At 58.6% G+C, this 15,254-nt stretch carries 9 protein-coding genes and 1 pseudogene; 5 read left to right on the top strand and 5 right to left on the bottom strand.

Annotated features, from left to right (window positions below; translation table 11 throughout):
* Window positions 1-77 precede the first annotated feature (77 nt).
* Window positions 78-701 carry a glutathione S-transferase gene (locus E8E78_RS28745; protein WP_084967599.1) on the bottom strand — a complete coding sequence of 208 codons (624 nt, stop codon included), beginning with the start codon at window positions 699-701 and terminating at the stop codon, window positions 78-80.
* 284 nt (window positions 702-985) lie between these two features.
* On the opposite strand from E8E78_RS28745, the gene E8E78_RS28740 reads away from it, so the two are divergent.
* Both E8E78_RS28740 and E8E78_RS28735 read left to right on the top strand, forming a co-directional pair.
* On the top strand, window positions 986-3,433 hold the full coding sequence (locus E8E78_RS28740) for an acyl-CoA dehydrogenase (RefSeq protein WP_280315238.1): 2,448 nt from the start codon (window positions 986-988) through the stop codon (window positions 3,431-3,433).
* A 79-nt stretch (window positions 3,434-3,512) separates the two neighbouring features.
* Entirely contained in the window at window positions 3,513-3,920 is a 408-nt protein-coding gene (locus E8E78_RS28735; RefSeq protein ID WP_049274323.1) for a PA2817 family protein, read from the top strand.
* Here E8E78_RS28735 and E8E78_RS28730 read toward each other — a convergent pair.
* Complete coding sequence (locus tag E8E78_RS28730) at window positions 3,917-5,479, bottom strand: hypothetical protein (RefSeq protein WP_280315240.1); 1,563 nt, start codon at window positions 5,477-5,479, stop codon at window positions 3,917-3,919. The two genes, E8E78_RS28735 and E8E78_RS28730, sit on opposite strands and share 4 nt — an antisense overlap.
* Before the next feature lie 315 nt (window positions 5,480-5,794).
* Here E8E78_RS28730 and E8E78_RS28725 point away from each other — a divergent pair, with 315 nt between their 5' ends.
* From E8E78_RS28725 to E8E78_RS28715, 3 genes are all read left to right on the top strand, one after another.
* Window positions 5,795-6,337 (top strand): fimbrial protein, encoded by a 543-nt coding sequence (locus E8E78_RS28725; RefSeq protein WP_059395224.1) that lies wholly within the window; start codon window positions 5,795-5,797, stop codon window positions 6,335-6,337.
* A gap of 65 nt (window positions 6,338-6,402) precedes the next feature.
* A complete protein-coding gene (locus E8E78_RS28720; protein WP_059395225.1) occupies window positions 6,403-7,128 on the top strand; it encodes a molecular chaperone in 726 nt (241 codons plus the stop codon).
* Between the two features lie 76 nt (window positions 7,129-7,204).
* Window positions 7,205-7,744: a fimbrial protein gene (locus E8E78_RS28715; RefSeq protein ID WP_059395226.1), complete on the top strand. Its 540-nt coding sequence runs from the start codon at window positions 7,205-7,207 to the stop codon at window positions 7,742-7,744.
* 155 nt (window positions 7,745-7,899) lie between these two features.
* On the opposite strand, the pseudogene E8E78_RS28710 reads toward E8E78_RS28715, so the two are convergent.
* The 3 genes and pseudogenes from E8E78_RS28710 to E8E78_RS28700 form a co-directional block, all read right to left on the bottom strand.
* Window positions 7,900-8,186 (bottom strand): annotated as a pseudogene (locus E8E78_RS28710) (transposase domain-containing protein); the annotation flags it as partial.
* 234 nt (window positions 8,187-8,420) lie between these two features.
* Window positions 8,421-12,311, bottom strand: coding sequence for a YD repeat-containing protein (locus tag E8E78_RS28705; protein ID WP_280315243.1), 3,891 nt, complete (start codon window positions 12,309-12,311; stop codon window positions 8,421-8,423).
* A gap of 71 nt (window positions 12,312-12,382) precedes the next feature.
* Window positions 12,383-15,253, bottom strand: coding sequence for a hypothetical protein (locus E8E78_RS28700; RefSeq protein WP_232893667.1), 2,871 nt, complete (start codon window positions 15,251-15,253; stop codon window positions 12,383-12,385).
* Between the last annotated feature and the right edge of the window lies 1 nt (window position 15,254).

Raw genomic sequence — 15,254 nt, 5'->3', positions numbered from 1 at the left:
AGTGAGTGCGGCCAATGGTGCAAGGCCAGGCCGCACAAGTACAGTCACATCTATTGATAATGACTATCGAAGCAGGTTCAAGTGAGCGCAGTCATCACCGCGGCCTGGTAGGCCGGGCGTTGTTTCAGGCGTTCATACCAGGCTTGCAGGTTGTACATGGCCGGGCGCTCGATGGGCATTTCGAACCAGGCATAGATGAAGCTACCCAGTGGGATGTCGCCCATGCCGATCTGGTCACCGGACAGGTAGGGCTGATTGGCCAGGGTTTCATCGGCAATGGCCAGCAGCTGGGCGCACTGCTTGTGCGCGGCGTTGATCGCCACCCAGTCGCGCTGGTCTTCCGGGGTGCGCAGCAGGCCCCAGAACAGCGGACGGAACGGTGCGGCGAAGGAAGAGGTGGTCCAGTCCATCCATTTGTCGGCCAAGGCGCGCTGGCGCGGGTCGTCCAGGTACCAGCCCAGCTCTGCGCCGTACTCGGCGCACAGGTAGCGGACGATGGTGTTGGACTCCCACAGGGTCAGGTCGCCGTCTTCGAGCATGGGCACCAGCCCGTTGGGGTTGCGGGCGCGGTATTGCGGCTCGTTGACCACGCCGAAAGCGCCACCGGCGTCGATGGACTCGAAATCAAGGCCCAGTTCCTGGGCAATCCACAGTGCCTTGCGCACATTGCTCGAATTCTTGCGGCCCCAGATCTTCAGCATGGCAACGTCCTTATGAAATGCGGTGGTGGTGCAGTCTACTCCAGACCTTCGCCGCCTGTACCGGCCCTTTCGCGGGCACGCCCGCTCCCACAGGACCACCACAATCTTCACGCCACCGGTATTCCTGTGGGAGCGGGCGTGCCCGCGAAGAGGCCGGCACAGACGAACAAATGAACTGAAACTCCCGCTGCCACACCCTGTCACTGTTCTGAAGCTGCCGTTCACAGCATTGCGTCTAAGCTGTCTGGGACGGCTCAAGCCCTTGGTTCCAAGGAGGACCGATTATGTTGCTGTTGTGGTTGGTAGTGCTGGTGATCGGCGCGGCGTACCTCACGCACCGGCGCCTGGCGCCCTTGCAGATTCTCGGCATCATGGCGGCCTATGTGCTGCTCATGGGCATTTTCAGCAGTGCGCCCGGCTGGCTTCTGGCTGTGATCTGGATCGTACTGGCCTTGAAGATCGCCCTGGTTGCGCTCCCGGAGTGGCGCCGCAAAGTGTTCACCGGCCCGGTATTCAGCTGGTTCCAGCGCACCCTGCCGCCAATGTCGCAAACCGAGCGCGAGGCCATCGACGCCGGCACGGTATGGTGGGACGGAGAACTGTTCAGCGGGCGCCCCGACTGGCGCACCTTGCTGGCTTACCCGGCACCGAAGCTGACCGAAGAAGAACAGGCCTTCATCGACGGCCCCACTGAGGACCTGTGTGCCATGGTCAGCGACTGGCAGATCGGCCAGGACCTGGACCTGCCGCCCGACGCCTGGGACCACATCAAGCAGCATGGTTTCTTCGCGCTGATCATCCCCAAGGAATATGGCGGAAAAGGCTTCTCTGCCTACGCGCACTCGCAGGTGGCGATGAAACTGGCCACCCGCAGTGGCGACCTGGCTTCCACGGTGATGGTGCCCAACTCTTTGGGCCCGGCCGAACTGCTGCTGCACTACGGCACCGACGAACAACGCAACCACTACCTGCCACGCCTGGCTCGCGGCGACGAAATCCCCTGCTTCGCCCTGACCGGCCCGCTCGCTGGCTCTGATGCCGGCGCCATGCCCGACACCGGCATTATCTGCAAAGGCCAGTGGAATGGCGAAGAAGTGCTGGGCCTGCGCCTGAACTGGGAGAAGCGCTACATCACCCTGGGCCCGGTCGCTACCCTGCTGGGCTTGGCCTTCAAGGCCTACGACCCTGACCACCTGCTGGGCGAAGAGGAAGAACTGGGCATCAGCCTTGCGCTGATACCCACCGACACCCCCGGTGTCGAAATCGGTAAACGCCACCTGCCGCTGGGCGCCGCGTTCATGAACGGCCCCAACAGCGGCAAGGACGTGTTCGTGCCGCTGGACTTCCTCATCGGCGGGCAGGCCATGCTTGGCAAGGGCTGGATGATGCTGATGAACTGCCTGTCGGTGGGCCGTTCGATTTCCCTGCCTGCGGTCGGCACCGGCGCGGCCAAGTACACCAGCCTGGTGACCGGCCAGTACGCGAATATCCGCGAGCAGTTCAATGTGTCGCTGGCGGCCTTCGAGGGCATCCAGGAATCGCTGGCACGCATCGGCGGCAACGCGTGGCTGATGGACAGCGCCCGCCTGCTGACCGCCAAGGCCGTGGACCTTGGCGAAAAGCCTTCGGTGCTGTCGGCAATTCTCAAGTACCACCTGACCGAGCGGGGGCGCGAATGCATCCAGCACGCCATGGATGTGCACGGCGGCAAGGGCATCATCATGGGCCCCAACAATTATCTGGGTCGCAACTGGCAAGGTGCGCCGATCTTCATCACGGTCGAAGGCGCCAACATCCTTTCGCGCAACCTGATGATCTTCGGCCAGGGCGCCATTCGCTGCCATCCGTTCGTGCTCAGGGAAATGGCCTTGGCCGGCCGCGAGGACCGTGACCAGGCACTGAAGGAATTCGACGACCTGCTGATGAAACACATCATGTTCGCCGCCGGCAACGCGGCCAGCACGTTGGTCTTCAACCTGGGGCTCGGCCGTTTCGAGCCAGTGCCCGGTGATGCCTTGAGCCAAGGTTACTTCCGCGCCCTAAATCGTCAGGCAGCCGCCTTCGCCCTGCTGGCCGACCTGTCGATGATGCTGCTGGGTGGTGCGCTCAAGCGCCGCGAGCGCCTGAGTGCGCGCCTGGGCGATGTGCTCAGCTACCTGTACCTGGCCAGCGCCGCACTCAAGCGCTACCACGACCTGGGCTCGCCCGAGCACATGCAGCCACTGCTGCGCTGGGCCATGGAAGAAAGCCTCGGCCAGGCGGAACAGGCGCTGGACCGGCTGCTCGACAACTTCCCCAACCGGTTTGTCGGTTGCGCATTGCGCGTGCTGGTGTTCCCCTTCGGCCGCCGTCATACCGGGCCGAGCGATGAGCTGGATGCCGAAGTGGCGGCGCTGATTGGCCGCAGCAAGGGCGACCCGGCGCTGGAGGAGTTGCTCGCCGGCTGTTTCCGGCCGCAGGCCGAGGGTGACCCGGTTGCGGCATTGCAGCGGGCCAGCAACCTGCTGGACGAGACTGCGCCACTGCACAAAGCGCTGCATCAGGCGATCAAGGAGGGCAAGGTACAGCCAGCACCAGGGCAGTCGGCCATCGATGCGGCAGTTCAGAGCGGTGCACTACAAGGCGAAGAGGGGCAACGGCTGCGTGCAGCCGAAAACGCACGCAGGGCCGTGATCGATGTGGATGCATTCGACAAGGAGCAATTACTGCCTGAGCAAGGCAAGGTGCGCTGAATGCAGGGGGCCCTTTTGCGGCCCCCTGCCCACCGGCGTATACTCCGCCCCCGTTTCAACCACCTCGAGGACCATCCACATGGCCAACCCCCACCTGGAATACCACCTGCAACTGCTGAACCACCTGCGCACCATCCTGGTGGCGCTGGGTGAGGCCGACCAGGTACCGGAGGAAAGCCACGCCCTGTTCCTCGAACGCTTCGAAGAACTGCTGACCCTGCTGCCGCAAGACCCGCTGCAAAGCCAGTACCTGGGCCAGGACCTGATCTGCCAGGTAATTCAGCGCTATCCGCAGATCGCCCATCTGGTGCCACGCGACCTGCTTTGGTTTTTCGCCGGCGACTGCCTGCACTTCATGCCTGATGAAGAGCTGGATCTGTATCAACGCCTTGAAGAGCGCCGGTACGAGGCCGAACAGAACGATGAGCCGTTCGACTGGCACCAGGAGAAGCAACTGCTCAGTGGGCAACCGGGCAGCCAGCACTAGGCTGGGCTTGCACTGGGCAAAGTTGAATGTGACAACACGCTTGCGCTTTGCTGGAGCCGCAATACATCGCGTAGGGTCAGTAACGGCATAGGAATGATCGTCACCGCGAATCGCCACTCATCGGGATAGCGAAGATCTTCTGCCATCAGGATTGTTACAGGGCTTGGTGCTGCCGACCGGGGTGTGAATATCCCTTGCCTTACCTCACCGTTGCCGGCAAGGATATACCACTGGACATGCTCCGGCTGTAACTCCACCTCCTCCTGATTGCGGTTGAAATAGCAACAGCTCAACCGCAAAGCGGTGCCCTCAGCGCGAAATCTGATGAAGTGCGTCGGCCCGACGAACATCGTGACGTAAAGTGCTGAGGCCTGGGCCCCTCCTCCAGCAGCCGTCACCACATCAGTGCGCGCAGGTAGCCAAGGATAGCTTGATTTCAAGACAGCGGGTATCAGCGTTTCCCCCGGTAGGCTGAACAAGAGGTCAGGCGGCTTTGTTGCGGGCTCATAAAAGTGGTCGCTGCCTTCTGTGACAATACGCCCCCCTGCCTCACCCACCACACTCCATTCGGCACCAGTTATGGTAGCGCCTGCAAACCCCAATTGCTGCCTTTGCTCACCAGCGGGAAAAATCCGTGCCTGCGGAGCGATTTTGTGCACTTCACCAGCACTCGCAACCGTTGAGGGATTCCACGGCCTTTTAGGGCCTATCTTGTAGTTAGTATTCCACCCGCCTGGGAGCTGCGTTCCTCCATTCGGCACGCAGGCACCCGGTGGAGTAACCAGATGGCTGAACCACGCATTGTCTGTGGGGGGATTACCTGCAGCGACTTCTGGAAAATCGGTTTTTGAAAACTCCGCATACAAGAGAGCCTGCACTTCAGGCGTAGGGGCCTGTGACGTCCGATCCGCAAGGCTTCTGTATGCTAGAGGTTGTTGACAAATATAGAAAAGGTGATCTCGCAGGCTCTGGGTCGTAATCGTGTAAATGTAGAGGTCTTGGAGCTGTGAATCGACAGCCCGCGGCATCATCGCGATCTCGATTTTCTTGCGTCGATCGTAGTACTCCCCATACTCCGGGGGCACCGTTGTAGGGATCATTGAATCCTTAGGGTAGTAATAGGCGTAAGACGCGCCCCCGTCCCACTCAAGACTCAGCACACTTTGATCTTGCGCCCGATACCTGCGGTAGCTGCTATCGAGACGCAACGTCACCCTCAACCTCCCTGCGGGAAGCGGCACCTCGGTCAACCAATAGATCTGTTCGACACCTAGGTTATTGAGCTTCTTCGTGCCGGTGACAACGTCATACCCTGGATAAAGATTAGCTTGAGTATAAACAGCTCCCGTACCAATTAATTCAATACGCTTAAACTTTCTCATCGTAGTTTCCATGAACCCACCCGGCATAGGGGTGACCATAACCATCGATTCGATCAAAAAGTCTTCATAATTGTTATATCTCCACCACGTATTGACAGTGGTCAAATCCACCCACATGGGCAGTAGTACTGAGCCCGCAGACGCTGGATCAGCCCCATCACTCATCGGCTTTTTCATATGCATAGTCCGCCTGTGAACAAGACTTGATTGAACCCCTTTGAGCAAAGCCTGAAAACTAGCATTTTTGTCAGTTGCACTGAACGTTGAAGTTGACCATTCTGATTAAAAAATCAGTAACAAGTTGGCTGCCAGATCACTGGGCGACACATAACCAAACGCCAGCCTGATGAATTTACCAGGACATAATCAGACTTTCCCTACACAAATCAATTGCTTCTCGGCCTAATCTCGCGTCCTCCTGCCGGCCAGTTGTTCGGCAGAAACTCAAGGGGCCAGAACGTCCTGCCTACAACTGTTGCACTGGAGTCAAACATGAAAAAGACGCTTCTCACGCTTGCCGTCGGGCTTGGCCTGGCCAGCAACGCATTAGCCGCCAACACCGGTTCGATCCACTTCCACGGCCACGTCCATGCCGGTACCTGTCCGATCGTAATCATCGACCCATCAACGGGCCTGCCGATGTCTCGTGTCAACATGGGTAACGTCAGCGTTTCACAGTTCAAAGCAACAGGCGATGAAGCGGCTTCGCGCGCCTTCGGCATGCGTATCACCCCAGGCAACGGCTGTGACGTCGTCGCAGGTACCGCCAGCGTCACCTTCACCGGTGGCTACGGCGGCGCTGGTACAGGTGGGGCGTTGTATGCGCTGGCGCCAAATGGGGCCACAAATTTGGCCTTGACCATCAAGGACGATACCGGCACACCGGTGGCCAACGGTATGTCTTCGAAGGATTACACAGTGGATACCTCGAACCCCACCACCATGATTTTCTCTGCGGCATACAAATCCATTGGCACCACCGTCACTGGCGGTGCCGCCAACACCGATGTGCAATTCCTTGTCGACATCCCGTGAAAAGGTGGCCCAGGCGTGCTGAAGCCGCCTGGGGTCAACTCGTCCCGTTCAGCAGGTATCGCCAGATGAAGACTCACTTGCGCCGCCTCGGCTTGGGTATTTGCCTAGCAGCCATCATGCAACCCGCTCAGGCAGCGCTTACCGTCAACACCACACGTATCGTTTTCGACAGCGACAAACGCAGCACTTCTGTGGTGATCGCCAACCCCAGCCCCCGCCCCTACGCGGTACAAAGCTGGGTCAACACCGCCAAGGACGATACCGACACAGCCGTCCCTCTGGCGACCTCGCCAGGGTTGTTTCGCCTGGACCCCGGCAAGGAGCAGATGGTGCAGATCAGCCGTCTGCCCAACAAGCTGCCGCAGGATCGGGAAACACTCTTCTACCTTAATGTTCAGGAAATTCCCGAAGTAAACCCTGAGGACGTAAACGTCCTCAATATTGGCTTGCGTACGCGCCTCAAGCTTTTCTACCGCCCCAGCGAATTGAAAGACCGGCCCGTCGACCGCATCGGTGAGCTGAGATGGTCTGTGCGCCAAGGCCCTGGGCGTGTCCAGCTAGTGGTAGACAACCCGACGCCCTACCATTACACGTTCGGCCGCCTGGAGGTCAGTACTGCAGGTACAACGGAAGCCATACAGGCCATGGCAATGGCGCCGCCTTTCGGGCAGCAGGTTTATGACCTGGCCCGTATCAAATCGGTAAATGCCTTGCAGTTGACCTTTACCACCATCAATGACTACGGGGTCGCAACTCCGGCGATGCACAAAGCACTATCTAGCGCCCCCTGAAACTGCCTGCCATTCCCCATGATCGAGCCCTTCGGGCTCGTTCACTATAGTAATTCAAAAAATCAAGGAGCTTTCCATGAAGCCGCTAGTCTTCGCATTTGGACTCGCCATGGCGAGTCAACACGCGCTGGCAAACACTGGGTCGATCAACTTCTTCGGCCAGATCAGCAGTGGGACCTGTTCGATTGAAATCATCGACCCTTCGACTGGCCTGCCCACCAGCCGAATCTTTATGGGCAACGTGAACGCTGCCCAGTTCAAGGAAGCGGATGACGAGGCTGCAAACCGCGCCTTCGGCTTGCGCGTTACACCCGGGAGCGGCTGCATATTGCTGCCCGGTGCCCATGCCAGCGTAACCTTTACCGGAAATTACGGCGGCGCTGGTGCCACTGGCACACTGTATGCCCTGGAGCCAGATGGCGCCGAGGGTCTGGCCTTGATCCTCAAGGACAACGTAGGCACACCGGTGGATAACGGGATCGCCTCCAAACAGTACCCCCTGCATGACAGCAAACCTACCGACATGTTGTTCTCTGTCGCGTACAAAGCAATCGCTACCCCGGTCACCGGCGGTTCCGCCAACAGTGATGTCCAGTTCAGAGTGGACATACCCTGAGCCCGCAAAAAAAATCGGGCCTCAGCGCCTAATGCCAGTCAGTTAAGCTGACTGGCATTTTTATTTTCGGGTCGGGTATTTTGCTGGTCGTTGTGCTCCACCTCGTACTGGGTGCCCTTTTTCAAGGGGATCAGCCAGTGCCGATGCTCGCCTTACGATTGCCAGTGGTGCAGTAAGCCCCACGAATAGAAACCTTTGTCGAACAGGGTCAACGAATGGTTTGGGGTGGTGGCGATCAACTGTTCTGCCAGCTTCATTTCGCTACTGTGATAGCTCTCGAAGGTACTGTTTATCAGCAAATGGCTGGCCGCTTGCCCGGCAGCATGATGTCCATGTGATTCACAACATCCCAAGCCGACATCCGGCGCAACAACGCCATGCCGATAATGCACCACACCAGGCTTTCGAGCGGGAGGCGACGCTTGCAAATGGTTGAGACGCCCGCTGTCTCAAAAGCTTGTTACACGATATCCGGATCGAGCAACGCTCCCAGACCCTCCAGTGCATTTGGCCGCGATGCCGTTTCGTGAGTGAGGGACAGAGCTTGTGACAGGCGCATAAAAAATCCGATGCTCGTTTCCAAGCATCGGATTTTGCGGCCTTGGGGAAAAAGGTCAATGTCTCGGTCTTAACTGACTGGCATTAGCCTCACGGCCCGATCTTTATTTCCCTTCCCTCATACCTCCTGGCCGGCCAGCCTGTCCAGAGGATCGTAGCTATAGCCGCTCCCATCGTAGCTGCTCAAGCGACCCAGGGCGTCATAGCTCAACGTCTTGCCTTTGTCATCGACCGTCATGTTGCCGTCACAGTCATACTTCAGCGTGAAGTCGGCATAGTCAGCGTGGGTGTTTGTCACGCCGGTCAGTTGCGCAGGGTCTTCGTATTCAAATAGGTAAGTGGCCTCGTTTGAGCCCGTGCTACCGTCATCTTCCTCAAACTCGGTCAGTACCCATGTGATGTTATCGAGTGCATCGAATTCGAAAAACTGGTAGCGAATAGTCTTTCCAGCCGGGTCTTTCGGGCTATGGGAAAGCAACCCCGTACAGGAGTATTCCTCCAGGCGGGCGCGCACGTCGTACTTGTACGTTTCCTCACGCAACGGACTGCCTTTCTCGCTCAGCTTTTTAGTGCCTTTCTCGCTCAGCTTTTTAGAAATTATCTGATCAAGCACGCTATATTCCTGCACCAGTTCTTGTACACCCTGCACCAGTAGCCCGGCCTCTTTCACCAGCGCCTGCACCGCTTTGTTTGCGAACTCAAAGTCTTCTTTCGGTGCCTCGACCACGGTGCTCAGGAACACGAACCTGCGCAGGCACTCTCGCCCTTGGTGGTCATACTCCAGTTCAGTGGCCAGTCCTTGGGTGCCATCGAGGGTGAGTATGCATTGGGTATTGCTCAACCCATCGTAGAAGAACCGGCTGCTCGTGGTCCCCAGCGCAGTTTGCTCCAGCAGGCCGCTGGGGTAGTAGTCATAGGTCTGCGTCTGGCCGAGAACATCCTTGTAGAACAACTGGCGACCCAACAGGCTGGTGCCATACTCCATGGCCCAAGTCTCGCCCCCGATCGTGCGGGTTTCCATCTTGATCTCGCCCGTGCTGAAATACGCACGGGTCAGCTCCTCCCCTTCTTCTTTGCACCAGGTAAGACGCGCGTTATGCTGGTCGAATTTGTATTCCGCCTGTTTACCCGGAATGCGCCGCACTTCCGGGTCCTCACCCAACTGCGGCACGTACTGGTATTCGATGACGTTGCCGGCAGCCGTCTTCACCCTGCTCGGCTTGGTCTCGCCAGGCTTATAGTGTTTGTGCTTCGCACGGCCCCCGGTGATGGACGTGATCATGCGGTTCAGGCCGTCGAAAACCTGCTCCCCCAGCTCGATTCCATTGACACTGATGAGCGTCGGCAGGTCGTCGCTGCTGTGCACGGCATAATCGCGGTGCACCACGGATTTGTCAGCCAGCGTCTGGTCAACCAGGCGGCCGAAAGCGTCATAGCTGGAGCGGGTAACCGCGTTGCCTGCATCGACTTCCCGCACATTACGCCCCAGGCCATCGTAGAAATACTCATGCTTGGCATACGGCTTACCCGCCAGGTCGAAACGCTGTACTTGGGCAGGCTGCTCGAACAGGTTCAACCAGGTGGTGGTCTTGCCCAGGCTCGACGTGCCATCGGCAGACTCGCTCCAACTGGTCTGAGTGGGTAGGTTACCTTCGGGGCCTTGACCCCCAGGGTTGGACCCGATCGGGTCATGCTCCTCAAACCGCTTGACCCCATCCGGCCCGATCTCGCAGCGCTGCTGGCCCCAGTCGTCGTATTCATACCGGGTCGCCAGCGGCATTTGCTCCCCCCCTTTCCAATCGTATTCGATTGCCTCGGCCAGCTGGCCAAGCTCATCGTAGGTAAACGCATTGCGCGGACGGAAGACCTGATGCAGCCGGATGTCTTCGGCGTCGGCGTCATGACGTTCTTCGCTGGCCACTCGCCCCAGGCCATCGATGTACGAGCGAATGGTAACCCCCTTGACGTCCACCCGGCTTTGCGACGCCTTGCCGCCAGGTGCGCTCACAAGGCCATACTCATACAAGCGCGATGCCCTGTACTTCTCTTCTTTGGGCGATACCGTTTCGCGAACTACCCGGCGCAGAGCATCGTACTCGTACTCGATTTCGACATTGTTGTCGTCGCGATTGAGCAGCGGCTGGCCAATGAGCATCGAATCCTTCAGCGTGATTTCCTTGCAAACATGGCGCGGCTCGCCGGTCTCACCGTCGAGTTCGCCATGATCGAAGCCAGTCACCTGCTGCTCGGTCACCAGCACAGGGTGCCCATCGAGGACTTCCTTGTCGTAGGTAAAACCTGTCTTGGTGGTTTTCCCGCCCATGAGCAATGTTTGCAGTAGCGGGCGACCATGGCGCAGCAAGTCGGTGGGCGCATTAACCGGGCTCATGGTGGTTACTTGCAGCGCAGCCTGCTCCACCTCACCTACCACTTCACACAGGCTTTCCTGTGTCGGGACCAGCCAATCGGACGCCAGCGGTTTGGCCGAGGCACCTGGGTAGCCGACCCGGGCGAGCGCCTCATACTGATAACGCTTGCGCAAGACAGGTGCAGGTTGGTCTCCACCTGCTGCCGGGTATTCCGTCACGCACTTCTGATTACGCACGAAGCCGTCCGGGTCTGCCGGGCAGCCGTCACCACCCTGGGCGAGGTAATACTCGATGACAGTACGCTGCCCTGAGGGCAGTGTTCGAGCGGTCAAATTGCCATGCAGGTCATACTCGGTCCGGGTGGCCGGCTCGTAACGAACCCTGGGCGCATCTCCCAGGATTGACCAGCTACGGGCTTGTTCCAGTGGCAGCTGGAAGTTGTCAGGCTGCTTGTCGAAGTCCGTTGCCACGCTGCCGTGGTACGCCGTGCTGTTCACAAGTCGGTTGTTGCCTTGCAACACCGCCTCACTTACCTGCAGGTGAAAACGGTTGTACGTGCGCTGGGTCGTGCGCAGTAACTGGTCATTGTCATCCTTGCCCTTGCGCCATAGGTGAGCCGTGCTGCCATACTGGTAGGTGGAGGGGGCGCGATACAGGTTATCTTCGCCATCGTCACGCCAGCTGACACCGCTGCCGTTACCTACAAAGTTGTTCGGCGCCTGAATTCCACCTTGCAAAATGGTGTAGGTGTAGGTGGTTTTCACCGACGGCTGGCCAGCGCCAGGGTTGACCGTATGAGTGGTCACTCGCGGTATCGCCATACGGGTTCCCCCGCCCGGCAGCAAATGGCCTGTATCGCCATCCTCCCCGTAGCGGATATCTTCCACGCTACCGAAGGGTGTGGATACCTTTTTGAGGCAGGTCAGGCCAAAGGCAGTGGTGTATTCAAAACGCCAGTTGCCCCCTGCTTCTGCCGGCAAGTCAATTTGGCTCAACTCCCCATTGCGCAAGATGAGCTGGTATTGCGCCAAAGGCTTGTTGCCACCATTGGCTTTGGGGTGCAGGTCGAGGGTCACAGTGCTGCCATAGCTGATTTTCAGCAATGCCTGCCCTGTGCCATCGTCGATACTTTCCAGTCTTTGGGTATCGGGCGTATAGCTCAGCAGAATACGATGGCCGGAGGCTGCGCGCACCTCGGAAGGCAACGCAACAGCATTGTCACCCACCCCATATACACTGAGGACTTCTTCCATGTACGACTTGTGAACCACCCGAAACTGTTTCTTGTTGCCGACACTGTCATCATGAAAACGGAAATTTTCGAGCTTTCTTTCCTTGATGCCCGGTTCTGTACCACTGCCCGTCACCTTGAAGCTTTCTCCTGTGTGAAGCCGCAGCATGCGCGTACCGGGCACGTACTGAGTCAGGGCGATGTACCAACCACGCCCAAAGCCGACGTTTTGGTCGCTGAACGGGTTGAAGATAAGCCGGATCGGCAGTTCTGGCCCCATCTGGTCATTACCGACGAGGGATGGCAGGTTGATACTTAACGCATACTGGCCGGTGCGCGGGTCGACATTGTTTTGCACAAAACCAGAAGCATTGAATGCATTAGAGTGGAGTACGGTTTCAATAGCCATGTGATTGGGTATCCAAAAGGTGTCGTGGAGTGGCCACCTCGGCGCTCAAATGTGCCGAGGTGAGCCCAGGCTTAGCGAGTGGAAAGTTGCAGGAGGTCCCGATGGCTTATGCCTTGACTTTCTTGTTCCGCCGTAACGCCAAAGGCAAACGTCAGCGGATGCACGTTGCCCTCCATATCCAGCAGGGTGAATGTCATGTTCTTTTCAAGGGTCTGGCGATAAGCCGGGTCTTCCAACCCACTCTCCCGAACGAAACCCGTATCCCGGTTCAGGGTGATCATCAGTTCCCCGGCACCCGGCCCATCACCTAGCACCAGCCGCGGCAGTGCGTACCCTCGCTGCTTCGCCATGCGGTAGAGCCGCCCGTCAAACACCAGTCGGTCATAGATCCCACCATCAATCGACTGGAACGAGAACCCCGTGTAGCTGACAAAATCGTCGTCTTTGATCGGCATCGATGACGACCCGGGCTCCCACGACCAACGCACACCCGATTTATTATCGGAGATGAACACGCGTGCAAACTGGATCTGGCGCCCCTCCCTCTGGACGTAATCGAGCAACCAGTTGTCAGTACTTTTATCAACATAGGCGAACTCATCCCCTTCGGACGGAGACTTATCCCCTATAGCGCGGGTGCGCTTGAAGGAATAGGACTGCTGTGTGAAGGGAGGCAGGTCCTGCCCCATCAACTCGAGCCTGCCTTTCTCGCCACTTGCCCTTGATGTGACTGTTTTACCTGTCAAGGTATTCTGTATTGAAGCAATAACCCTGATCGTCCCCGGTTTACGGGAATGGAGGTAGAAATATTGAGTTCTGGCCTGCAAAGGCGTGCTCGACACGTTGTTCACAGCAGCTTGCCTTTGGATATTGTTTGGTTTTTTGTTTACCGCCCAGCCTTGATCACCTGAAGCATCGCTGCTCAAGGATTCTTCCATTGGCGCGAGGAAGGGTAAATCGTTATTGCTGTCGGCATTCAAGAACTTCAAAGTTGCCAGATCGGCGTCGGGGATCTTGACCGGTTGGTCATTGTGATCATTAGCAGCTGCAACGGTCACCCGGACTTCTATCTGCTGCCAACCGTTGGCGAAGCATCGGGGCGCACCCACGGCTTCAATTTCAAAGGTGGAGAGCGCCTCCCATGACAACAGACCGGCGGTTGCCTGCCGGCCCTCGCTGAACTCCACGATGGCGTAGCCGGTGCGCTCCACGCCGTCGAACGCAGTGACCACCGCAATGGGGAATTTGGGAGCGTCCGGAGGCATATACACGCTGCCATTGAACTCCCCCTCCCCACTTACAGTCCAGGTCATGGCACTGCCCAGGTCTTGCGAGAAGTCTTTGGACATCACGGTAAACGGCGTGGGTTGAACCGAAAGCGCCTGGGCCACGTGGAACGGAACCACATTCAAGCCTGCATACCACCTGATCACTACCACCGCAGCTTCAGCGCTTTCTCCGGTCTGCTGGTTGGTGCAACGAATTCGCTGAACCCTGAAATCGCCCGTGCCACTAGGCCGAGAGGGCGTAAAAATGGCCCGTCCGCCACCCTTGTCTTCAAGCTTACCAATCGGCTCGTCAAGCGTCTGAACGCGTTGTTCACCCTCCGACAGAAGCGCTGCGTCCACCAGCGTCCACACCAGGGGGCCTGAGCCGACACTGGAAGCGCGGAGCGCGATCGGGTCTTCACCTTGCACCCAGGTGGCAACACGCGGTGCAACATGCACCGCACGGGCACTTTCCATCACCAAGGCGTGGCTGCGCCCCTCGCCGCTTGCTTCAGGCGAGGTGGCGGTCACCAGCACCATCTGCTGGTCCTCGACAAAACTGGCTGCAGAGCGCGGGCTGTAGCTAGCGCCACTGAATGAGCCGATCGCCGCAGGGCGCTTCAGGTTAACGGCCGACCATTGAACGGGGCCAGTTGCGCCATCAGCAGTGAACGCAATGGACTCCCCGGCTACAACCTTCGCGAAGGCGGGTTCGACCGTTACGGCCTGCTGGCTTTTACGCCAGTTGCCCGGTACTACAAGATCGACTCCGGCGTTCGGTAGCCCAGGGAAGAACGTAAAGCCGGTGGGCAGGCTGAAGGTCTTCAACACATCCCTGTAGTCTCCCGCCCCAAGATCCTCGATATCCGGAACGAGAATCAGAGCTCCTGGCACACCGGACGCACCCTCGGGGATCGGATAAGCGTAGACGATACCTGGGGCTGGCTGCACCCCTGGGCGCGCGTCGATCCCCAACTTCATGAAGACCAGCACCGCACCATCCCCATGGCGAGGGCTATCTTCGCTTTGTCCCCAGGGGGCCGCCATAGTACGCACCATGAACTGCTCCGGGCTCAGCGGGTAGTAATCGTCCATGACGAAACTGCCCAGGGAATAGGTGCGCTGGTACGCCCGCATGTAGCTGATCGATTCCTGCAAGCGAAGACCAAGCACGGTGTTGGAATAATGGTTTGGCCCCAGGTTGGTGGAAAACGTGACCGCACTGGCAAGATCCAGCTCCAGCAACGTGAACCGGCTCCCCTTCGGCTGGCCGACCCGTATTGACAACGGTGCTTCGACGCGAAAACCCATGGCTTCGGTGATGGTGAAGCTCTCCACGACCCGTTTGGGGCTGCCAGGCAGATGCACTACCCGCATGTATTCCCCGGCAAGGATGTTCATCCGTAACGTCAGGTCTTGGCTAAACAGCGTCGCATTTTCGAAGCTGACCTGGGGCGGGCCCAGCACCAACCCTTGAAGCGCCACGCTGATTCGCCGCCCTTCGTCAAGGTAAGCCTCCAGGTTGATAGGGTCCATCGAGCCGAGATTCCCCAGCGCTTCGAGGTACTGTTCACGCAGCACAAGGTCAAGGAGCGTGCGGTCCAGGGCAAGCACGCCCCCCCAGCCGAGACGCACCGAAGCTGGCGGGTCTGGTTGCAAAGTGGCCTTCTGCATA

Origin of the sequence: Pseudomonas sp. BN505 (assembly GCF_029873175.1) — a bacterium.
GTDB lineage: Bacteria > Pseudomonadota > Gammaproteobacteria > Pseudomonadales > Pseudomonadaceae > Aquipseudomonas > Aquipseudomonas putida.
Note: the sequence above shows the minus strand (reverse complement) of the source record. Positions and strands in the feature narration are given on the sequence as shown.

Excerpts from the sequence above, each read along its gene's own strand:
- E8E78_RS28725 (WP_059395224.1), top strand. The coding sequence starts at position 5,795 with ATGAAAAAGACGCTTCTCACGCTTGCCGTCGGGCTTGGCCTGGCCAGC.
- E8E78_RS28745 (WP_084967599.1), bottom strand. The coding sequence starts at position 701 with ATGCTGAAGATCTGGGGCCGCAAGAATTCGAGCAATGTGCGCAAGGCA.
- E8E78_RS28735 (WP_049274323.1), top strand. The coding sequence starts at position 3,513 with ATGGCCAACCCCCACCTGGAATACCACCTGCAACTGCTGAACCACCTG.
- E8E78_RS28720 (WP_059395225.1), top strand. The coding sequence starts at position 6,403 with ATGAAGACTCACTTGCGCCGCCTCGGCTTGGGTATTTGCCTAGCAGCC.
- E8E78_RS28705 (WP_280315243.1), bottom strand. The coding sequence starts at position 12,311 with ATGGCTATTGAAACCGTACTCCACTCTAATGCATTCAATGCTTCTGGT.
- E8E78_RS28730 (WP_280315240.1), bottom strand. The coding sequence starts at position 5,479 with ATGAAAAAGCCGATGAGTGATGGGGCTGATCCAGCGTCTGCGGGCTCA.
- E8E78_RS28700 (WP_232893667.1), bottom strand. The coding sequence starts at position 15,253 with ATGCAGAAGGCCACTTTGCAACCAGACCCGCCAGCTTCGGTGCGTCTC.
- E8E78_RS28715 (WP_059395226.1), top strand. The coding sequence starts at position 7,205 with ATGAAGCCGCTAGTCTTCGCATTTGGACTCGCCATGGCGAGTCAACAC.
- E8E78_RS28740 (WP_280315238.1), top strand. The coding sequence starts at position 986 with ATGTTGCTGTTGTGGTTGGTAGTGCTGGTGATCGGCGCGGCGTACCTC.